This is a genomic window from Nonomuraea sp. NPDC049750 (genome assembly GCF_040659625.1).
Lineage (GTDB): Bacteria > Actinomycetota > Actinomycetes > Streptosporangiales > Streptosporangiaceae > Nonomuraea.
Genome location: NZ_JBFANB010000006.1, coordinates 412389 through 432104, shown reverse-complemented (window position 1 = coordinate 432104; position 19716 = coordinate 412389). Strand labels below are relative to the sequence as shown.

19 protein-coding genes and 1 pseudogene are annotated in these 19716 nt (G+C 70.9%); 16 read left to right on the top strand and 4 right to left on the bottom strand.

What is annotated here, in order from left to right:
* Positions 1 to 12 precede the first annotated feature (12 nt).
* Genes AB0J16_RS20035 through AB0J16_RS20025 form a run of 3 tightly spaced genes read left to right on the top strand, consistent with a single transcriptional unit; the run spans position 13 to position 4181 of the window.
* Positions 13 to 1575 carry a GMC family oxidoreductase N-terminal domain-containing protein gene (locus tag AB0J16_RS20035; protein WP_358541248.1) on the top strand — a complete coding sequence of 521 codons (1563 nt, stop codon included), beginning with the start codon at positions 13 to 15 and terminating at the stop codon, positions 1573 to 1575.
* A gap of 36 nt (positions 1576 to 1611) precedes the next feature.
* Entirely contained in the window at positions 1612 to 3030 is a 1419-nt protein-coding gene (locus AB0J16_RS20030; protein ID WP_358541246.1) for an aldehyde dehydrogenase family protein, read from the top strand.
* Entirely contained in the window at positions 3027 to 4181 is a 1155-nt protein-coding gene (locus AB0J16_RS20025) for a M20 family metallopeptidase (RefSeq protein WP_358541244.1), read from the top strand. Before AB0J16_RS20030 ends, AB0J16_RS20025 begins: the two co-directional genes overlap by 4 nt.
* Before the next feature lie 142 nt (positions 4182 to 4323).
* On the opposite strand, the gene AB0J16_RS20020 is transcribed toward AB0J16_RS20025, so the two are convergent.
* Both AB0J16_RS20020 and paaZ read right to left on the bottom strand, forming a co-directional pair.
* The gene (locus tag AB0J16_RS20020) at positions 4324 to 5184 is read right to left on the bottom strand and encodes an enoyl-CoA hydratase-related protein (protein ID WP_358541241.1); all 861 of its coding nucleotides are present in this window, start codon (positions 5182 to 5184) and stop codon (positions 4324 to 4326) included.
* A 1-nt stretch (position 5185) separates the two neighbouring features.
* Complete coding sequence (gene paaZ / locus AB0J16_RS20015; RefSeq protein ID WP_358541239.1) at positions 5186 to 7240, bottom strand: phenylacetic acid degradation bifunctional protein PaaZ; 2055 nt, start codon at positions 7238 to 7240, stop codon at positions 5186 to 5188.
* Positions 7241 to 7410: 170 nt separating this feature from the next.
* Between paaZ and paaA the strand changes: the two genes are divergently transcribed.
* From paaA to AB0J16_RS19975, 8 genes and pseudogenes are all read left to right on the top strand, one after another.
* The gene (paaA, locus tag AB0J16_RS20010; RefSeq protein ID WP_358541236.1) at positions 7411 to 8409 is read left to right on the top strand and encodes a 1,2-phenylacetyl-CoA epoxidase subunit PaaA; all 999 of its coding nucleotides are present in this window, start codon (positions 7411 to 7413) and stop codon (positions 8407 to 8409) included.
* Positions 8406 to 8699, top strand: a complete 294-nt coding sequence (gene paaB, locus AB0J16_RS20005; RefSeq protein WP_357952079.1) for a 1,2-phenylacetyl-CoA epoxidase subunit PaaB — start codon at positions 8406 to 8408, stop codon at positions 8697 to 8699. The genes paaA and paaB overlap by 4 nt, the downstream gene beginning before the upstream one ends.
* A gap of 111 nt (positions 8700 to 8810) precedes the next feature.
* A complete protein-coding gene (gene paaC, locus AB0J16_RS20000; RefSeq protein ID WP_358541233.1) occupies positions 8811 to 9719 on the top strand; it encodes a 1,2-phenylacetyl-CoA epoxidase subunit PaaC in 909 nt (302 codons plus the stop codon).
* 83 nt (positions 9720 to 9802) lie between these two features.
* Entirely contained in the window at positions 9803 to 10321 is a 519-nt protein-coding gene (gene paaD / locus AB0J16_RS19995; protein ID WP_358541425.1) for a 1,2-phenylacetyl-CoA epoxidase subunit PaaD, read from the top strand.
* Position 10322: 1 nt separating this feature from the next.
* Positions 10323 to 11414: a 1,2-phenylacetyl-CoA epoxidase subunit PaaE gene (paaE, locus tag AB0J16_RS19990; RefSeq protein WP_358541231.1), complete on the top strand. Its 1092-nt coding sequence runs from the start codon at positions 10323 to 10325 to the stop codon at positions 11412 to 11414.
* 544 nt (positions 11415 to 11958) lie between these two features.
* Positions 11959 to 12129: pseudogene (locus tag AB0J16_RS19985) on the top strand (3-oxoadipyl-CoA thiolase); the annotation flags it as partial.
* Positions 12126 to 12866 (top strand): enoyl-CoA hydratase/isomerase family protein, encoded by a 741-nt coding sequence (locus AB0J16_RS19980; RefSeq protein WP_358541228.1) that lies wholly within the window; start codon positions 12126 to 12128, stop codon positions 12864 to 12866. The pseudogene AB0J16_RS19985 and the gene AB0J16_RS19980, both read left to right, overlap by 4 nt.
* Positions 12863 to 13813, top strand: coding sequence for a 3-hydroxyacyl-CoA dehydrogenase family protein (locus AB0J16_RS19975; protein WP_358541225.1), 951 nt, complete (start codon positions 12863 to 12865; stop codon positions 13811 to 13813). Before AB0J16_RS19980 ends, AB0J16_RS19975 begins: the two co-directional genes overlap by 4 nt.
* A gap of 70 nt (positions 13814 to 13883) precedes the next feature.
* On the opposite strand, the gene AB0J16_RS19970 is transcribed toward AB0J16_RS19975, so the two are convergent.
* Together AB0J16_RS19970 and AB0J16_RS19965 are read right to left on the bottom strand one after the other, a co-directional pair.
* Complete coding sequence (locus tag AB0J16_RS19970) at positions 13884 to 14513, bottom strand: TetR/AcrR family transcriptional regulator (protein WP_358541222.1); 630 nt, start codon at positions 14511 to 14513, stop codon at positions 13884 to 13886.
* Positions 14514 to 14582: 69 nt separating this feature from the next.
* Entirely contained in the window at positions 14583 to 15125 is a 543-nt protein-coding gene (locus AB0J16_RS19965; RefSeq protein WP_358541219.1) for a hypothetical protein, read from the bottom strand.
* Positions 15126 to 15344: 219 nt separating this feature from the next.
* Here AB0J16_RS19965 and AB0J16_RS19960 point away from each other — a divergent pair, with 219 nt between their 5' ends.
* From AB0J16_RS19960 to AB0J16_RS19940, 5 genes are all read left to right on the top strand, one after another.
* Positions 15345 to 15707, top strand: a complete 363-nt coding sequence (locus AB0J16_RS19960; RefSeq protein ID WP_358541216.1) for a nuclear transport factor 2 family protein — start codon at positions 15345 to 15347, stop codon at positions 15705 to 15707.
* Positions 15708 to 15899: 192 nt separating this feature from the next.
* Positions 15900 to 16805: a CHRD domain-containing protein gene (locus AB0J16_RS19955; RefSeq protein WP_358541213.1), complete on the top strand. Its 906-nt coding sequence runs from the start codon at positions 15900 to 15902 to the stop codon at positions 16803 to 16805.
* A 173-nt stretch (positions 16806 to 16978) separates the two neighbouring features.
* The gene (locus AB0J16_RS19950) at positions 16979 to 17791 is read left to right on the top strand and encodes an SAM-dependent methyltransferase (protein ID WP_358541210.1); all 813 of its coding nucleotides are present in this window, start codon (positions 16979 to 16981) and stop codon (positions 17789 to 17791) included.
* A 127-nt stretch (positions 17792 to 17918) separates the two neighbouring features.
* Positions 17919 to 18815 carry an AEC family transporter gene (locus AB0J16_RS19945; protein WP_358541207.1) on the top strand — a complete coding sequence of 299 codons (897 nt, stop codon included), beginning with the start codon at positions 17919 to 17921 and terminating at the stop codon, positions 18813 to 18815.
* Between the two features lie 65 nt (positions 18816 to 18880).
* Positions 18881 to 19516 carry an SRPBCC family protein gene (locus tag AB0J16_RS19940; protein ID WP_358541203.1) on the top strand — a complete coding sequence of 212 codons (636 nt, stop codon included), beginning with the start codon at positions 18881 to 18883 and terminating at the stop codon, positions 19514 to 19516.
* Positions 19517 to 19716 lie beyond the last annotated feature (200 nt).

The following is a 19716-nucleotide window of genomic DNA, read 5'->3' as shown; positions in this document are numbered from 1 at the left end:
AGGAGGTTCGCCGTGACAGGCACGGGCTGGGACATCATCGTCGTGGGAGCCGGTTCCGCCGGCGCGGCACTCGCCGTACGCTCCGCCGAGCGGGGCAAGCGCGTCCTGCTGCTGGAGGCCGGGCCCGACTACCGGTCGGCGCAGATGCACGAGGCGTGGCGCTCGCCGAACCCCGTCCGCGCGCTGCTGGATCCCAGCGCCACCGAGGGCCTGGTCTGGATGGGCGTCAACTCCTCCCGGACCGACAAGCAGGCGCAGGCGCCGTACTGGCGCGGGCGTGGAGTGGGCGGCAGCTCGTCGATCAACGGGCAGATCGCGATCCGCCCGCCGATGGAGGACTTCGACGACTGGGCCGCGGCGGGCTGCGCCGGCTGGTCATGGCAAGACGTACTGCCCTACTTCGCGAAGCTTGAGGACGACGCGGAGTTCGGAGACGAGCCGTACCACGGGCGCGGCGGGCCGATGCCGATCTTCCGGATGCCGCAAGGGCGGTGGGGGGCGGTGGACTCCGCCCTGTCGGCCGCCGCGCTGGCCGCCGGACACCCGTGGGCGCCGGACGTGAACGCGCCCGGAGCGAGCGGGGTCTCGCCTTACCCGATCAACTCGCGCGCCGGGCGCAGGGTCACGGTCAACGACGGCTACCTCGAGCCGGGCCGGTCCCTGCCCGGCCTCACCGTACGCGGCGGGGCCCTGGTGGATCAGGTCGTCTTCGACGGCGACCGCGCCACCGGCGTCCGGGTGATCGTGGACGGGACGGCGACGACCGAGTACGCGGACGAGATCGTGCTCAGCGCGGGCGTCATCCACTCCCCGGCGATCCTGCTGCGGTCGGGGGTCGGCCCGGCCGCCGACCTGCGCCGACTGGGGATCACGGTACGGCGGGACCTGCCGGTCGGCCTCGGCATGCAGGACCATCCGATGATCGTCGTCGAGCTGCCGCTGACCGCGCAGGCCGCCATCAAGACGGCCGACGACCGCCACACCAATGTCTGCGTCCGCTACACCAGTGGTCCCGGGGGTCTGCCGCACGACATGATGTTCGTCTCGCTGAACCAGAACGTGCTGTCCATGGAGGCCGCCGACACCCGGTTCCCGGCGGGCGGCTTCGGCGTGTGGCTGAACCAGAACCACTCACGCGGCGTACTGACGCTGACCTCCGCCGACCCCGAGGCTCAGCCCGAGGTACGGGAGCGGATGCTGTCGGACGCCCGCGATCTGGAACGGCTGCGTCAGGGGGTCCGCGCCCTGGTCGAGATGGCGCGCGGCCCCGAGGTCGCCCCGATCCTCGACGGCTCGGTCAAGGGCCGCAACAGCCGCCTGTTCGCGGTGCTGGACAACGACGCCGAACTCGACGACCACCTCCTGGCCACCGCAGTGGACGCCCAGCACGGCACCAGCACCTGCCGGATGGGAGCGCCCGGCGACGCCGCCACGGTGGTCGATCCGTCGTGCCGTGTGCTCGGGGTCGACGGGCTGCGCGTGGTCGACGCCTCGATCTTCCCCTCCGTCCCGCGGGCCAACACCAACCTGGCAGCGATCATGGTCGGCGAGCTCATGGCCGACCGTCTCGGCTGAGCCGGCCCCTACTTACCTGGCAAGGAGCACCATTTCGTGAAGACCCTGCAGAATCTGATCGGCGGCATGTGGGAGGACTCGCGTGGTGACGCGTTCCACGACGTGATCGATCCGGCGACCGAAGAGGTCGTCGGCCGCTCCCCCGGCGGCTCGCCGGAGGACGTCCGCCTGGCCGTCGACGCGGCCGTCCAGGCGCACCCGGCCTGGGCGGCACTCCCGGTCGCCGAACGCGTGGAGCGCCTGTCCCGGTGGGCGGACACGATCGCCGAGCACGCCGAGGAGCTGGCGGAGCTCGAATGCCGGGAGATGGGCAAGCCCGTCGCGCTCGGCCGTACCTTCATCGGGGGCGCGGCGCAAGGGTTGAAGGCGGCGGTGGCCGAGGCCCTGGACTATCCGTTCGAGGAGACCGTCGCCGGTCCGGGCGGGAGCGCCACCACGATCCTGCGTAAGCCGCTCGGCGCGACGGCGGTCATCGTGCCGTGGAACTTCCCGGTGCCCATGGCGCTGGGGGCGCTCGGCCCGCTGCTGGCGGCGGGCAACACCGTCGTGCTCAAGCCGTCCGAGCGCTCCCCCATGTCGGCGGTACGGCTGCTGGAGCTGATGGACCTGCCGGCCGGCGTGGTGAACCTGGTCCTCGGCGACTCCCGGGCCGGTGCGCCGCTGGTCGCGGACGAACGGATCGGGCTCGTCCACTTCACCGGCTCGGTCGAGGCCGGACGCCGGGTCGGCGCGGAGAGCGGCGGCCTGCTGCACCGGGCGATCCTCGAACTCGGCGGCAAGGACCCCGTGGTCGTGGACGCGGGAGTCGACCCGGCCGCGACCGCCGCGGCGGTCGCGTTCGGCGCGTTCGCCAACTCCGGCCAGATCTGTACGTCCATGGAACGCGTCTACGTGCACCAGGACATCGCCGAGGCGTTCGTCGACGCCCTCGTCGAGGCCGCAGGCGGTTACGCCCTGGGAGACGGGCGCGAGGAGAGCACGGTGCTGGGCCCGCTGGTCGACCGGCGTCAGCGCGACATCGTGGACCGGCACGTCACCGACGCGGTGGACCGCGGCGCGACCGTCCGCACGGGCGGGACCGTACCCGAGGGCAAGGGCTTCTTCTACCCCGCCACCGTGCTCACCGGCGTGGACGACTCCATGCTGGTCATGACCGAGGAGACCTTCGGCCCGCTCGCCCCGGTCGAGGTCGTCTCCTCCTTCGAGGAGGGGCTGGAGAAGGCGGCCGGCACGCGTTTCGGCCTCGCCGCCACCGTGTACACCAACGACCCGGCGCACATGGCCGCCGCTCGCGACATCCCGGCCGGGGTCGTGTGGGTCAACCAGTGGCAGGGCGGCGGGCCCGAGCGGCTGTATGAGCCGGCGGGTGACAGCGGCATGGGGGCGACCGGGTCCCGCGCCGTCTACGACGCGGCCACCCGCCCCGTCTCGGTCCACACCGCCCCGTCCGCGTGACGGCCGACGCCAAGCGGCATGCCGCCAACGCCGTCGGCGCCTGGAGCAGCCGCCTGGTCGAGCTGTCCCATCGCATCCACTCCCACCCCGAGCCGGCCTTCGAGGAGACGCGGGCCAGCGCGTGGGTATCGGACGCGCTGAGCGCCGCCGGTTTCGACGTCCAGCACGGCTGCTACGACCTGCCCACCGCCGTACGGGCGAGCGTGGGAACGGGTCCGCTGCACATCGGGATCTGCGCCGAATACGATGCCCTGCCGCAGATCGGGCACGCCTGCGGGCACAACATCATCGCCGCCGCCGCGGTCGGCGCCGCAGCCGGACTGGCCGGGCTGGCCGACGATCTCGGGCTGACGGTGACCGTCCTCGGCACTCCGGCCGAAGAAGGCGGCGGCGGCAAGGTCCTCATGCTGGAGCGCGGCGCGTTCGCGGGGCTCGACGCGGCGATGATGGTCCATCCCGCCGCGGTCGAGATGGCGGCGATGCCCGGCTCGGCCGTCGCCCAGTTCGAGGTCTCCTACCTTGGGAAGCCCGCCCATGCCGGCGCGTACCCCGAGCTGGGCGTCAACGCGGCCGACGCGATGACCGTCGCACAGGTGGCGATCGGGCTGCTGCGCCAGCAGACGGGCGCCGGTGACCGCGTCCACGGCATCGTCACCCAGGCCGGCACCGCGCCGAACGTGATCCCCGACGCCAGCCACGGGCGGTGGATCGTCCGCGCCTCCACGCTGGAGGCCCTGGCCGAGCTCAAGCCACGCGTGCGGCGCTGCTTCGACGCGGGAGCGGTGGCCACCGGGTGTGAGCTGACGATCACTCCCCTGGGCCCCGACTACGCCGACCTGCGGCCCGACGCGGGGATGCTGCGGCTGTACCGGGCCAACGCCGAGGCGCTGGGGCGTGTCTTCCCGGATCTGCCCGGCGGCGCTCCGGCGGGCGCGGCCACGGACATGGGCAACGTCTCCCATGTCGTCCCCACCATCCATCCCATGCTGGGGCTGGACTGCCTGCCCGCGGTCAACCATCAGCCCGAGTTCACCGCGGCCTGCGCCACTCCGGCCGCCGACAGAGCGGTCCTGGACGGCGCCACCGCCATGGCGTGGACCGCCATCGACCTCGCCCACGCCGCATCCGCTCAGCGGGCCTCCCACGACTGAGCCCCAGCCCGCGAGCCCGCGTTCGCCCCGGTCACCTCACTGATGACCGGGGCGGACGTCGTGCTGGAGAGGAGCGAGCTAAGCACCCCAGGGGCGGGCGCAGCCCCCAGAGGCAGTGGATCTGCACCCTGGGGGCGGTGGGTTAGTGCCCCTCGAAGACGGGCTTGCGCTTGGCAAGGAACGCCTCGACCGCTCCTGCGTGGTCGGCGGTCCGGCCCAGTTGCGCCTGGGCGCGTGCTTCGGCCGTGAGCACCGTCCCTAGGTCCCGGCCCCAGGACTGTGCGATCAGCAGCTTGGACGCGGCGTAGGCGGCGGTCGGCCCGGCCGCGAGCCGGGCCGCGAGCTCACGGCCCGCCGTACCGACGTCCGCTCGCGAGACCACGCGGCCCGAGATCCCCCACGCGACGGCCTGCTGGGCGGTGAAGGACTCGCCGAGCAGGACGAGTTCCTTGGACCGGGCCTCACCGACCGACCGCGTGAGCGTCGTGGACAGCCCGGAGTCGCACGTCAGCCCGATCCCGGTGAACGCCGTCGCGAAGACGGCCTCCTCGGCGAGGACGCGCAGGTCGCAGGCCAGCGCGAGGGCCAGCCCCGCGCCGACGCACGTACCGTTGACGACCGCGACGACCGGCTTGCCCATCGTGGCCAGAAGCCGGATGATCGGCGCGTAGTCCTCCTCGACCGTGTCGAACGCGTGCGCCGCGTCGGCGCGGAGGGCGGCCGCGTGCTCGGCGAGGTCCTGACCGACACAGAAGGCGCTGCCCGCGCCGGTCAGCAGTACGGCGCGGACGGCGTCGTCGGACGCGGCCTCCTCGAGCGCCCGGCGCAACGCCGTCTTCATCCCGGCGTCCAGCGCGTTGCGGCGATCCGGGCGGTTCAGGGTGAGAACGGCCACGGCCCCGTCACGTTCGACGGTGACCGGGGCCGCGTCACGCTCGGAGATGACCGGGGCGCCGTCACGTTCGACGGTGACCGGGGTCGCGTCCTGGCTCGGTCCGGACACGTCAGGACTCCGGCGCGGACGTCGCCGGCCAGGTCTTCGCCACGAGGGTCAGCACGTCGTACGTGGCGACCGCCTGGCCGTCCTGGTTGGACACGACGGCGTCCCAGCGGACCTCGCCGTAGTCCGCGCCGCCGCGCGGGGTGATCTGCTTGACGGTCAGCGCCACGTCGATCGCGTCGCCGGGCTTGACCGGGGTGAGGAAGCGCAGTCCGTCGACGCCGAAGTTCGCCAGGACCGGTCCGGGCGCCGGGTCGACGAAGAGACCGGCGGCCAGGGACACGACGAGGTACCCGTGGGCGACGATGCCGCCGAACAGCGGGTTCCGCGCGGCGGCCGCGGCGTCGGTGTGCGCGTAGAAGGTGTCCCCGGTGAACTCGGCGAAGTGCTCGACGTCCGCGAGCGTCACCGTACGCGGCGCGGAGGCGATCGTGTCGCCCACGCGCAGCTCCGCCAGGGACTTCCGGAAGGGGTGGACGCCGGAGTCGACGCGGGCGGCGCCCGTCGTCCACCGTCCGGTGATCGCGGTGAGCTGGTCCGGGGATGCCTGTACGGCGGTGCGCTGCATGTGGTGCAGGACCCCTCGGATGCCGCCGAGCTCCTCACCGCTCCCGGCCCGCCCGGGGCCGCCGTGGACCAGGACGGGCAGCGGCGAGCCATGCCCGGTGGACTCCCCGGCGTCGTCCCTGTCCAGGACGAGGACGCGACCGTGCCAGGGCGCCAGCCCGAGTACGACGGACCGCGCGACCTGCGGGTCGTGGGTGACGACGGAGGCGACGAGGCTACCCTTGCCCCGGACGGCGAGGGCGACGGCCGCGTCTACGCCGTCGTAGGTGAGCACGGTGCTCACCGGGCCGAACGGCTCCACGTCGTGCGGCTCGCCGGCGCCGGGGCGCGCGCGCAGCACGAGCGGGGTCATGAAGGCACCGCGCTCGGAGTCGCCGTCGAGCAGGGCCGCGCCTTCGGGGTCGCCGAAGACCACCTCGGCACCCGCCGTGAGCGCTTCGACGGCCTTGCGCACCTCGTCGCGCTGGGCGAGCCCGGCGAGGGGGCCCATCCGCACGTCCGGGTTGCGCGGGTCTCCGACGGTCACCTTCGCCAGGCGGGCGGTGAGCGCGTCGACCACCTGGTCGGCCATCGCCTCGGGTACGAGCACCCGGCGGATGGCCGTGCACTTCTGCCCCGCCTTGACCGTCATCTCGGTGACGACGCCCTTGACGAACAGGTCGAACTCCGGATCATCCGGCAGCACGTCCGGCCCGAGGATCGAGCAGTTGAGCGAGTCGGCCTCGACGCCGAGCAGGACGCCGCCGTCGAGCACGTTCGGGTGGCGGCGCAGGACGCCCGCCGTGTGCGCCGAGCCGGTGAAGGCGACGGAGTCCTGGATCGTCAGCTCGTCGAGCAGGCCGCCCGCGCCGCCGGCGACGAGCTGGAGCGTCCCCTCGGGCAGGATCCCCGACTCGATGATCAGCCGGACGGCGAGTTCGGTGAGGTACGCGGTCTGGCTCCCGGGCTTGACGATCGACGGCAGCCCGGCGAGAAAGGCCGGGGCCAGCTTCTCGAGCATGCCCCAGACCGGGAAGTTGAAGGCGTTGATCTGCACCGCGACACCCGGCCGCGAGGTGTAGATGTGCTGGCCGACGAAGGTGCCGCCCTTGCCCAGACGTTCGAGGCCGCCGTCGAGGAACACCGTGTCGTTCGGCAGCTCGCGGACCCCCTTGCTGGCGTAGCTGAACAGGGTGCCGATGCCGCCGTCCACGTCGACCATCGTGTCCCGTGAGGTGGCTCCGGTCCGTACGGACAGTGCGTAGAGCTCCTCCTTCCGCGCGATCAGGTGCTTGGCCAGCGCTTTGAGCAGGGCCGCCCGCTCGTGGAAGGTCAGGGATCGCAGCGCGGGTCCGCCGATGTCCCGGGCGTGCCGGACCATCGCGGCGACGTCCAGCCCCCGGCTCGAGATTCGCGCGACCTCCTCACCCGTGGCGGCGTCGAGCAGAGGTTGCCCGTCGTCCGCCGCCCGGAACCATCGTCCGGCGGCGTAGCTCTCCAGCAGCGCGCTCACGCTGTCTCCTCTCTGCGGTTCTGCGGTTTCGCGGTTGGCGGGGGGCATCGGTCCTCTAGAACATTCCCCGTCACCGCGACCTGTTGCGCGGGACCCCCGACCCATGCGATGGTATTACTGACCGAGCGATAAGTAAATACGATCGATGTCACCGATGTCTCGGAGGAAAGATGACCACGACTCCGGCGGAGCCGGAACTGGAGGAGCGGCTGCAGGCCGGGTTCGACGCGACCATCGCGCGCAACGACCGGATCGAGCCCCGCGACTGGATGCCGGACGACTACCGCAGGACGCTCGTACGCCAGATCGCCCAGCACGCGCACTCCGAGATCATCGGCATGCAGCCCGAGGGCGCCTGGATCGGACGCGCCCCATCCCTGCGCCGCAAGGCGATCCTCCTGGCCAAGGTGCAGGACGAGGCCGGGCACGGCCTCTACCTGTACTCGGCGTGCGAGACCCTCGGCGTCTCCCGCATCCAGCTGACCGAGCTGCTGCTGGCCGGCCGGCAGAAGTACTCCTCGATCTTCAACTACCCGACGCTGTCCTACGCCGATGTCGGCACGATCGGCTGGCTGGTCGACGGAGCCGCGATCTGCAACCAGGTGCCGCTCTGCCGCACCTCTTATGGACCGTACGGGCGGGCCATGATCCGCATCTGCAAGGAGGAGTCCTTCCATCAGCGGCAGGGCTACGAGCTGCTCATGACGATGATGCGCGGCACCGACGCCCAGCGCGCCATGGTCCAGGAGTCGGTCGATCGGTTCTGGTGGCCGTCGCTGATGATGTTCGGCCCGCCGGATGGCGAGTCCCCCAACAGCGCGCGCTCGATGGCGTGGGGCGTCAAGCGCAACTCCAACGACGAGCTGCGCCAGCGCTTCGTCGACATGACGGTCCCGCAGGCCGACGCCCTCGGGGTGACGCTGCCCGACCCCGACCTGCGCTGGAACGAGGAGCGCGGGCACCACGACTTCGGCGACCCGGACTGGGCGGAGCTCGCCGCGGTCATCCGCGGCGACGGGCCGTGCAACGCCGAACGTCTGCGCCACCGCCGCACGGCCCACGAGGACGGCGCCTGGGTACGCGAGGCGGCGTCGGCATTCGCGAGCCGCTCCGCCGAAGCGAACGGCTCGACGTCGGTGGGCCCGTCCGACGAAGGCGGTGCGCGATGAGCCCCGATCGGCGGGAATGGCCGCTTTACGAGGTGTTCGTCCGTAGCAAGCGCGGGCTCAACCACGTCCACGTCGGGTCGCTGCACGCCCCGGACGACGCGATGGCCCTGCGGCACGCGCGCGATGTCTACACGCGGCGCAACGAGGGCGTGAGCATCTGGGTCGTACGGGCCGACGCCATCACGGCCTCCAGCCCGGACGAGAAGGATCCCTTGTTCGCGCCGAACGGCGACAAGGTCTACCGGCACCCGACGTTCTACGAGATCCCCGAGAACGTGCCGCACATGTGACCCGGCCGACCACTCCCCCGCCCATCCGGCCCGCTCCGCTTTATCCAGGCCATCCGGCCCGATCCATCCAGTCCACTTCAATCCACCGACACGTCCGGAAGGCGGACCACCATGAGCGACGACCACGGCAGCGTCTTCGACGGCCTGATCGGCGGGGATTCCGCGCAGTGGGCGTTCGGCACCGATTTCGAGGACCCGCTGGCCGGCGTCGACACGACCGTGCCTGACGGCGTCGACCACGCCGAACTCGCCGCGTACTGCCTCATGCTCGGCGACGACGCGCTGATCATGTCGCAGCGCCTGTCCGAGTGGTGCAGCCGGGCGCCGGACCTCGAAGAGGACATCGCGCTGGCGAACATCGCCCTCGACCTCCTCGGGCAGGCACGCCTGCTCCTGGCGCGGGCGGCCGCCGCCGACCCCGGCGTCGTGCCCGCCCTCCCGGAGGGCTCGCCGGTGCCCGCGGAGGACGCGCTGGCGTTCTTCCGTGACGCCGGGCAGTTCGGCAACGTACGCCTGGCCGAGGTGGCGAACGGCGATTTCGCGCACGTCGTCGTACGTCTGCTGCTGTTCTCGGTGGCCCGGCTCGCGCTGCTGGAACGGCTGCGCGCGAGCACCGACACGGTGCTGGCCCATGTGGCGGCCAAGGGCGTCAAGGAGCTCACCTACCACCGGGACTGGGCGGCCCGCTGGTTCCTCACGCTGGCGCAGGGCACCGAGGAGTCGCGCCGCAGACTCGTCACCGCCTTCGGCGACCTGTGGCCGTACCAGCCGGAACTGGTCGCCACGCATCCTGTCGAGCGCTCGCTCGCGCGGGCCGGGGTCGGTGTCGACCCCGCGACCGTCCGCGCCGAGGTGGACGACATCCTCGACCAGGTGCTCGCCATGAGCGGCGTCGCCCGCCCGGACCGTCCGCCCCTGGCGGGCGACGGCGGGCGGCACGGCGCGCACACCGAGGCCCTCAGCGACTTGATCGCCGAGATGCAGGTGGTCGCACGCGCACACCCGAGCGGGCGCTGGTGACCGCCCAAGACCGCGCCGTCGAGATCACCGGGGCTGAGCGGGTAGCGGCGAGCGCCCAAGAGCGATCCGCCGATGTCGAGGGGGTGCCGGTGAGTGGACGGGAGCGGGCCGCCGAGGTCGCCGGGCAGGTGCGTGATCCCGAGATGCCGATGCTGACTCTCGCCGATCTCGGTGTGCTGCGCGGTGTCGACGTCGAGCGGACGACGGACGGCGACGAGGTCGTGGTCGCCTCGATCACCCCTACCTACACCGGCTGCCCGGCCATGGGCACCATGCGCGACGATCTGGTCCATCGGTTGAACGACGCGGGATTCCCCCGTGTCGAGGTCCGCGTCGTGCTCGACCCGGCCTGGTCGAGCGACTGGATCTCCGAGCGGGGACGGGCCGCCCTGCGGGAGGCCGGGCTGTCGGCCCCCGGCCCCGCCCGTCGGCAGAGGGGGCCGGTGGCGCTCACGCTCGGGCCCCGGCGGCTCGCCCCGGCCTGTCCGCGCTGCGGTTCGACGGCCACCCGCCTGGTCTCCGAATTCGGCGCCACCGCCTGCAAGGCCCTCTACAGCTGCACCGACTGCCTTGAGCCGTTCGAGCATGTCAAGGAGATATGAGATGAGCACGCTCGCGCCCGGCCGCGCGACGACCCGGGCGTCCGCCGCTTTCCACCAGCTGACCGTGGCGGCGGTCGACCACCTGTGCGAGGACGCCGTGGCGATCACGTTCGCGGTGCCCGAGGAGTTGCGCGAGGTGTACGACTTCCGGGCCGGGCAGTCGCTCACCCTCCGCCGGTTCGTGGACGGCCAGGAGCACCGGCGGTCCTACTCGATCTGCGCACCGGCCGGCGCCCCGCCGCGTATCGGGGTCCGCGAGATACCGGACGGGCTCTTCTCCTCCTGGCTCGTCCACGAGGTGGTGCCGGGAACGCGGATCGAGGTGCAGGCTCCGACCGGCTCGTGGCGGGCCGACCCGGCGCTGGGAGAGCGGCACCTGTGCATAGCCGCCGGGTCGGGCATCACCCCGATGCTGTCGGTCGCCTCCACGGTGCTGGCCCATCCCGGCGCCCAGGTATCGCTTCTGTACGGCAACCGGACGAGCCGTACCGTGATGTTCGCGGAGGAACTCGGCGACCTGAAGAACCGGTACGGTCCCCGGCTCCAGGTCGTCCATGTGCTGTCGCGCGAGCCACGCGAGGTCGAGTTGTTCTCGGGGCGGCTCGACGGTGACCGGCTGCGTCGCCTGCTCACCCAGCTGGTTCCGGTTGAGACCTTCGATCACGTCTGGCTGTGCGGGCCGCTGCGCATGGTCGAGGACGCGCGGACCGTACTCACCGAACTCGCCGTCCCCGCGCGGAACGTCCACGTCGAACTCTTCTACGCCGACGCGCCACCGCCACCGCCGCGGCGGGAGGACAAGATGACGACCGGCGCGAGCAGCGTACTGACGACGGTGCTCGACGGACTGCGTACGACGTCTACCGTCTCCCGGGAGACGACGCTCCTCGACGGCGCCCAGGCGACGCGGGCCGACCTGCCGTTCGCCTGCAAGGGCGGGGTCTGCGGGACGTGCCGCGCGGTCGTCCGCGAGGGTGAGGTGGACATGCGCCGTAACTACGCCCTCGAAGAGTCCGAGGTGGCGGCCGGGTTCGTCCTCACCTGCCAGACGTTTCCCGTGAGCGAGAACGTCACGGTCGACTTCGACGCCTGACCATCGCTTTCACTGCCTGACATTCCTTTCGCCAGTCGATGTTCTCTTCGTTTCCCGACCACAGGAGCTCTTCGTGACCGAAGCGTCTTCAACTCTCTGTGTTTACCTGAGTAAAACGGACATCAGCGTAGCCTCGTCGCTTTCCGGCCGAGGTCGGGAGGCGATCCGGTGGAAGCCGATGCCGCGTCCGTCCGGCGAGCCGGGCGGACCGTGGTTGAGAGCCGCGTTGTCGGGGCCTGATTCCGCATTCCCAGATGGGGTGCGGCTCTTGGGCCACCGCCCCGCCGGACGCTGTCCGGTTGGTGCGAACACCAATCGGGGCGGGGACCGAGCGCCAGTCAGGCACCCGTCTGTGACTGAACATTACCATCTGATTACCTTCAGTAGCGATCGATCGGAAACTTCGATCACAGTTCTTCCGGCAACCACAGGTTGGCCTAGCGAGCGCTGGCAACGGTTCATACCCTTCGTCGTCTCCGGCGTACGGACGCCGATAGGCCGCTACGGCGGCGCGCTCGCCCACGTCCGCCCCGACGATCTCGCGGTCAACGCCGACGGCGGAGCCATCGCTCTCGGACACCCGCTGGGCGCGTCCGGGGCCCGGATCCTCATCACCCTGCTCGGCCGGCTCGAACGCTCCGGCGGCCGGCGCGGGCTGGCGACCATGTGCGTCGGTGTCGGCCAGGGCAGCGCTCTCCTGGTGGAGCGGCCATGACGCTGATCGTCGAGGAAGGGGCCGACCGGGTCGTGTGGCGGCTCAACAGACCCGAGGTCCGCAACGCGATCGACCGCGAGCTGGTCGCCGCGCTCCACCAGGCGTGCGCCGCCGTCGAAGAGGAGCCGCGTGTCGTACTCCTGACCGGCGAGGGGCCGGCCTTCGCGGCCGGAGCGGACATCGCCCAGCTCCGCGAGCGGAACCGGGAGGACGCGCTGCGGGGCATCAACTCGAAGATCTTCGACCGGATCCACCGGCTGCCGATGCCGACCGTGGCCCTCATCGACGGGTACGCCCTGGGCGGCGGGGCCGAGCTCGCGTACGCCTGCGACTTCCGCATCGGCACGCCGCGCGCGCGGATCGGCAACCCGGAGACGGACCTCGGCATCGTCGCGGCGGCCGGCGCGGCCTGGCGCCTCGCCGAGCTCGTCGGGGAACCCCTGGCCAAGGAGATCCTCCTCGCGGGCCGTGTCCTCACGGCTGAGGAGGCGCGGGCCGTGTACCTGCTCAACGACGTCGTGGAGCCCGAAGACCTGCTGGCCGCGGGACATCGGCTCGCCGACCGCATCACCGCGCGGGCGCCGTTGGCGACGCGGCTGACCAAGGCCGTCTTCCACGCCCCACGGGCCGCGCACCCGTTCGTCGACGACGTCGCGCAGGCGGTCCTGTTCGAGACGGAGGAGAAACACACCCGCATGACGGCATTCCTGAACCGGCGACAGGAGCGAAGCTCATGACCGGCGACGCCCAGGCGCAGACGCGGCACACGACTGGCGATCCCGTCGCCCAGACGCGGCACGCGACCGGTGATCCCCTCGCGCAGACGCGACTCACGACCGGCGGTGCCCTGCCACGGACGGTGGGTGTCTTCGGCGGCGGGCGGATGGGGTCCGGGATCGCGCACGCGTTCCTGGCCTCGGGCAGCCACGTGATCGTCGTGGAGGACGGCCCCGAAGCGGCCGGCCAGGCCAACGCCCGGGTGGGCGACAGCCTGGCCAAGGCCGGCGTGAAAGGCAAGCTCGAAGTCCCGCTCCCGGACGCCTTGGCCCGGCTGCGGACGACCACCGACCCGGGCGAGCTGGCCCCGTGCGAGCTCGTCATCGAGGCGGTTCCGGAGGACGCGGCGCTCAAGGCCGAGGTGCTCGCCCTGGTCGAGCGGCGGGCACCGGACGCGGTGCTCGCCTCGAACACCAGCAGCCTGTCGATCGGCGGGCTCGCCGCCGGTCTGGCCGCGCCGGGCCGCTTTCTCGGGCTGCATTTCTTCAACCCCGTCCCGGTGAGCGACCTCGTCGAGATCGTCACCGGGCCCCGCACCGAGCCGGCGCTCGTGACGCGGGCGCAGGAGTGGGTGACGGCCCTCGGCAAGACGCCGATCACCGTCGCGGACTCGCCGGGTTTCGCGAGCAGCCGCCTCGGCGTCTGCCTGGCGCTCGAGGCGATGCGGATGCTGGAGGAGGGGGTCGCGAGCGCGGCCGACATCGACACGGCGATGACCCTCGGCTACCGCCACCCGATGGGACCGCTGCGGACCACCGACGTGGTCGGGCTCGACGTGCGGCTCGCGATCGCCGAGCATCTGGCGCGCGAGCTGGGACCCCGTTTCGAGCCGCCGCGGATCCTGCGCGACCTCGTCGCCGCCGGGCACCTTGGCCGCAAGACGGGCCAGGGCTTTTACGTGTGGTGAGCGGGCAGGCGCTGAGGTGGGCGCCGTCGCGCGGGCTGAGGCTTCAGGGTCGGCGGGTCGCTCGGGGAGTTCAGGCTTGGTGGCGGGCCAAGCCGTCGAAGGCGATGACCGTGATGGCGTCGGCGACCGTCGCCGCGTCGTACACACCGTCCGGGCGATACCACTCGACCAGCGAGTTCACCATGCCGAACAGCAGCCGGCTCACGAGCGTCGGCGGCACGTCGTCGCGCAGGGAGCCCTCCGCGACGGCGTCCGCGACGAGCGCGGCCAAGCGGTCGTCGAGCCAGCGGCGCCGCTCCAGGGCGGCCAGCTCGATCCCGCTGTTGCCGCGCACCCGGAGCAGAAGCGTGACGGAGGGCTGGTGCGCCACGAGGACCTCGACGCTGCGCCGCACCACCTCACGCAATCGTTCGTACGCCGTCGCCCCGGCCCGATCGCGAGCGGCCGCGGTCACGACGGCGGTGAGCTCGTCGAGAGCGTCGTCCAATGCCTGGCTGAGCAGTTGCTCCTTGCTCGTGACGTGGTGGTAGATGGCCGGCTTCGTCAGTCCGAGCTCCTTGGCCAGGTCTCCCATGCTCGTGGCGTCGTACCCCTTGCGGTTGAACAGCTCCACGGCGGTGCGCAGGATCGCGGCCTGGTCGTAGCCGGGACGGCCACGACCACGGCGCGGGGTCGGCTCGGCGGGCTCGGTCGTCGTCACGAAAGAAGGATCTCACGGCAGTTCAGGCGCCCCGGTGGCCGCCTTGCGCCTTGACGGCCGGCCGCGCGCTCACGCCGGGAAGTCCTTGGGGTTGATCGAGGTGGTCCGCGCGTTGCCGCCCCTGACCGGGTTGAGGGTCAGGGTCCAGACGCTCCTTGAGGTGGCGGTCGTGGTGAACCTCAGCCGATCGTTGAACCGCTGGTACACGGCGCTCTGGCTGAACCTGCCCTTCGACACCCTGAACCGGGAGCCGGTGGTGAAGTAGACCCGGTACGTCCCGTCCCTGACATCCCTGACGCTGGCGCTGGACCTGGCGCGAACGTAGATGCTGACCGCCTTGGTCCTGCCCTTGACCAATGTGACGACGCCGTCCCTGGAGGTGCCGTTCTTGATCTTGAGCGTGCCCTGGCCGCCGCTGACGCGGTCGTACAGGATCCTGCCATTGCGCGGCCGCGAAGCGGCGGCCGAGTCGGCCGCCTGCGAAACCGAAGCGACGGTACGCTCGCCGATCGCCGTGGCGGCGGCCGGGGAGGCGGTCAGCAGGCCGCCGGCCAGCGCGACGGCCGCGACGACACCGGTACGTAATGGGGTTCCTTCGAGAAGTCTCTTCACCGTGTACATCTCCTTTCGCGAACATGCTCCTTGAGGGTCGCACGATCAGACCAAAGATAGATCGCCTATCCGTTATTCACCAGGAGGCAGGAATTCGCGGCGAGCGATCAGCCGATTCACCCGGCGACGAGACAACCACCTTCGTGATAGTTGCGCATGGCGCTTGATTCCGTATCGTCCTCACCAGCGGCCCCGACGACCACGTAAGGAATGATCGGCATGTCCGACGATGTGGCGCGACGCGTTTTCCAAGTGGTCGACACATTCGACCCCGACAAGTTCGTCCAGTTGCTGGCCGAGGACGCCACGTTGGTGTTCGGCAACGCCGAGCCGACAGTGGGGCGCGCGGCCATCGCCGCCGGGCTGCGGACGTTCTTCTCCACCATCGGCGGCCTGCGGCACCGGATCGTCCGGAGCTGGCAGGTGGACGCCGACACCATCGCCGAGACCGAGGTCACCTACCGGCGGCTCGACGGCAAGGACGTCAGCGTCGCGGCCGTGTCCCTCTGGCGCACCCGCGACGACGGACTGATCTCGGACTACCGCATCTTCATCGACCTCGCACCCGTCTACGCGGCTTAGTCAGATCGGATCTCTGGCCTACAAGATCGCTATAAACGGTATGCGCCTTTACAGGTAAATCAATATCTCGGGCGCTTTTCCAATGCGTATTTCTACACGTTCCGTCGTTGAACCCGGCTGCCGCCGCACCCCGTACAACCGTGCGTCAACACAGCTATGAGCCTCACCCTCGAGGCGCTTGAAAGGGTCATCATGACGAAGCGCATCCTCACCGTCCCCGGCCTGGTTCTCGCTACCGCTCTGGTCGCAGGTGGCCTGGCGCCCGCCGCGGCGCAGGCGAGTACGAGCTCCGATGTCTACCTGGCCGCCTCGCTGCAGGGCAAGAACGAGGTGCCCGCGGCGGGCGCGAAGGTCGGCGACAAGAACGGCAGCGCCATCGCCGTGTTCCGCATCCATGGCGACCAGGTCGATTACGCCATCCGCTGGCAGAACATCGCCACCCCGACCGCGTTCCACATCCACCAGGGCAAGGCGGGCAAGAACGGCGACGTCAAGATCCCGTTCTTCGGCGAGGCGCTGCCCGGCAGCCTGAGCGCCGTGAAGGGGACCGTCAAGATCAGCGACTCCGGCCTGCTCAACCGGATCAAGAGCAACCCCAAGAAGTGGTACGCCAACCTGCACACCGGCGAGTTCCCCGGCGGCGCCGTCCGCGCCCAGCTGTACAAGATCCGCCCGGTGGCGCTCGAGTCGGTGCTGGCGAACGGCTCGCACTCCACTCTCACCGCCTCGGCCGACGGCCGCCAGGAGGTCCCGGCGCCCGGTACGAAAGTCGGCGACAAGGACGGGCGGGCCGCCTGGCTCGTCTGGGTCAAGGGCACCCAGGTGCACTTCGCCACCGCCTGGAAGAAGATCGCCGCGCCGACGAACGGGCACATCCACCGCGGCAAGAAGGGCAAGAACGGCCCCGTGGTCGTGAACTTCTTCAGCGCCGCCAACGGCCTGCCCGCCGGGATCAACGGCATCGCGGGTACGGCGAGCACCTCCGCCAAGGTGGCCGGCGGGATCAAGCACAACCCGAAGAACTGGTACGTCAACCTGCACACCGGTGAGTTCCCCGGCGGCGCGGTGCGCGGCCAGCTCCACGGCGGCGGTTGGTAAGACCTCCGATACCGCGCGGGCCGGCCGATCAGGGCCGGCCCCCTCACCTTCTGACGAAACCCGCGCCGCCTTCGCATCCGCCTCCGCCCAGCTGCCGGTCAGCCGCTCAGGAGCGCCTCGTGCGGCTACGTTAAGGGTTGACAACCAGGACAAAGCGGCGCAGGAGATCCCCCATGACCGACATCCCGGGCCAGGCATTCTTCGGCAAGATCGACACCACGAGGCCGCATTCAGCGCGGGTGTGGAACTACCTCCTCGGAGGCAAGGACTTCTACCCCGTCGACCGCGAAGCAGCTGAGCAGTACAAGGAGATGTTTCCCGGGATCGTCGACATCGCCCGGACCGACCGCGCCTTCCTTGGCCGGGCTGTGCGCTACCTGACCGGCGAGGGCGTCCGCCAGTTCCTGGACATCGGGACCGGCCTGCCGACGATGGACAACACCCACGAGGTCGCCCAGCGGGTCGCCCCGGAGTGCCGCATCGTCTACGTCGACAACGATCCCCTCGTGTTATTGCACGCCGCGGCGTTGCTGAGCAGCTCTGAGGAGGGGGTCTGCGACTACATCGACGCCGACCTGCGCGACCCGGACAAGATTGTGGAGCTGGCCGCGCGGACGCTGAACTTCGACGAGCCAGTCGCGATCATGCTGTTGGGGATTCTGCATCTCATCCCGGACTTCGACCAAGCGCACCAGATCGTGATGCGCCTGCTGGACGCCGTAGGCCCAGGCAGCTGCCTGGCGATCACCCATGCCACCCTCGATCTCGACGGTGAAGCGACTGAGCAGGCCGAGGCCCAGCAGGAATGGAACAAGAAGGCCGACCCGATCACCCCCCGCACCCACGCCGACATCAGCCGGTTCTTCGACGGCCTGCAGATGGTGGAACCCGGCCTGGTCTCGATGTCACGCTGGCGGGTCGAGGCCACTCCCTGGGGTGAGCCCGCCGAGGTGCCCGGCTTCTGCGGAATCGGCCGCAAACCCTGAGGCCCGTGACTGCGGCCGCCGCCGACGGATCGTCCGTGACCGGGCCGTCCACGCCGGTCCGCTGACCAGGACTCCGCGGGACGACCCGCCCTCGGCGCGCGTTTCGGCGATGAGTACGGTGTGTCCAATGCTTACGGTAGTGACGGCGTTCACCCCCATCTGGATCATCGGCGCCCTCGGGTGGCTGACCGGGCGTTTCCGGGTGGCGAGCGGGCAGTTCCAGCAGGCGCTCACGGGGTTCACCTTCACCATCGCCATGCCCGCCGTACTGTTCACCACGCTCAGCCGTACGCCGCTCAGCCAGATCCAGCCGCGGCCGCTGCTCGCCTTCGCGATCAGCACCGTCTTCGTCGGCGTGCTCGCGCTCGTGACGCTGCGCGGCAAGCTGCCCGACCGGGTGATCGGGGCGATGTCGTCGGCCTACGTCAACGCCGGCAACCTCGGCATCCCCATCGGCCTGTACGTCCTGCACGACGCGACCTTCGTGGTGTCGGTGCTGATCTTCCAGGTGCTGGTGATGTCTCCGCTGATCTTCCTGGGCCTGGGCGTCGAACGCTCCTCCCTGCTGGCCCCGCTGCGGATGCCGATCGTGGTGGCCTCGGTGCTCGGCCTGGGCATGTCCGCCCTCGGCTGGCAGCTGCCCGAACCCGTGATGCGGCCACTGAACCTGCTCGGCGGCGCGGCGGTGCCGCTGGCGCTGTTCGCGCTGGGCATGTCGCTGAACGGCTCGGCCGTCGCCTGGCGCCGGGTCGCTCCCGTGGTGACGCTCAAGCTGCTGATCCAGCCGCTGGTGGCGTTCCTGGTCGGGCGGTTCCTGCTTCATCTCGACGGCCACGCGCTGTTCGCGGCCGTCCTGTTCGCCGGGCTGCCCACCGCGCAGAACACCTACGTCTACGCCGCCGAGTACGGGCGGCCCACCGAGCTGCCCCGCGACACCATCCTGGTCTCGAGCGTCCTGTCGCTGGCCACCCTCTCGGTGATCGCCGTGCTGGCCGGGGGCGCGGGCGCGCTCACCCTCAAGTGATCGCCAACCAGCGATCTTTGGGTAGAAGGTACTCGTAACATCGAACTCAGCTCCATGAGGTACCCGTGTCGAGACTTCTGCGCCTGTTAACCGCCCCGCTGCTCATCGTGACCCTCGTCCTGACCGGCGCCCCCGCCCGCGCCGACAGCGACCCGCTGCTCGCCACCCAGTGGCAGCTCGCCTGGGACACCTACCGCTTCTACGAGCACCTGACCGGCCCCCTCCCCCTGGACGGCCGGACCGCGGTCACCCGTGACCTCCCGATCGACATCGACGCCCCCCTTGACCACGTCTTCGCGGCGTACTCCGACATCAACCACCACATCGGCCTGCACCCCTTCCTGAAGCGCGTCGCCACCCACGCCGACTACGTCCAGGACGGGCTGCGCTACGTCAACTTCACGGCCGTCGAGGACGTCCCGGTCACCGACGGGGTGCCCGTCACCGTCAACACGCACGCCCAGCAGCGCGTCCACGCGGCGGAGTACTTCTACGAGACAGACACCTGGACCATGCCCAACGTCGTCACCCATCAGCGGATCGACTTCACCGACCTGGGCGGCGGCCGGACCCGGGTGACCGAGCACCTCACGTTCGAGGCGAACGTCCTGCTCATCGACTTCACCGTGACCAACGGCGTCTCCTCCCACCAGCAGACCCAGGTGGCGCTGAAGGAGGCCATCGAGAGCGGCCGGCTGTGACGGGCCGGCCGGTCGCAAGGCCGACTGCGACGGGCCAGGTAGTCACAGGGCCGACTGCGACGGGCCGGTTGGTCGCGTTCGAGAGGTGACGCCCTTACCGCGTCCTGTCCTCGGCCGGGCAGGACGCGGTAGCCGGCGTCCACGGTGTTGACGACGATGCCCCACCCGCCGGCTTCGGCGGCGACGTGCCGCGCGAAGGT

Coding starts and splice junctions, on each gene's coding strand:
- AB0J16_RS19950 (WP_358541210.1), top strand. CDS start 16,979: ATGACCGACATCCCGGGCCAGGCATTCTTCGGCAAGATCGACACCACG.
- AB0J16_RS19980 (WP_358541228.1), top strand. CDS start 12,126: ATGACGCTGATCGTCGAGGAAGGGGCCGACCGGGTCGTGTGGCGGCTC.
- AB0J16_RS19960 (WP_358541216.1), top strand. CDS start 15,345: ATGTCCGACGATGTGGCGCGACGCGTTTTCCAAGTGGTCGACACATTC.
- paaB (WP_357952079.1), top strand. CDS start 8,406: ATGAGCCCCGATCGGCGGGAATGGCCGCTTTACGAGGTGTTCGTCCGT.
- AB0J16_RS19945 (WP_358541207.1), top strand. CDS start 17,919: ATGCTTACGGTAGTGACGGCGTTCACCCCCATCTGGATCATCGGCGCC.
- paaC (WP_358541233.1), top strand. CDS start 8,811: ATGAGCGACGACCACGGCAGCGTCTTCGACGGCCTGATCGGCGGGGAT.
- paaE (WP_358541231.1), top strand. CDS start 10,323: ATGAGCACGCTCGCGCCCGGCCGCGCGACGACCCGGGCGTCCGCCGCT.
- AB0J16_RS19955 (WP_358541213.1), top strand. CDS start 15,900: ATGACGAAGCGCATCCTCACCGTCCCCGGCCTGGTTCTCGCTACCGCT.
- AB0J16_RS19975 (WP_358541225.1), top strand. CDS start 12,863: ATGACCGGCGACGCCCAGGCGCAGACGCGGCACACGACTGGCGATCCC.
- paaA (WP_358541236.1), top strand. CDS start 7,411: ATGACCACGACTCCGGCGGAGCCGGAACTGGAGGAGCGGCTGCAGGCC.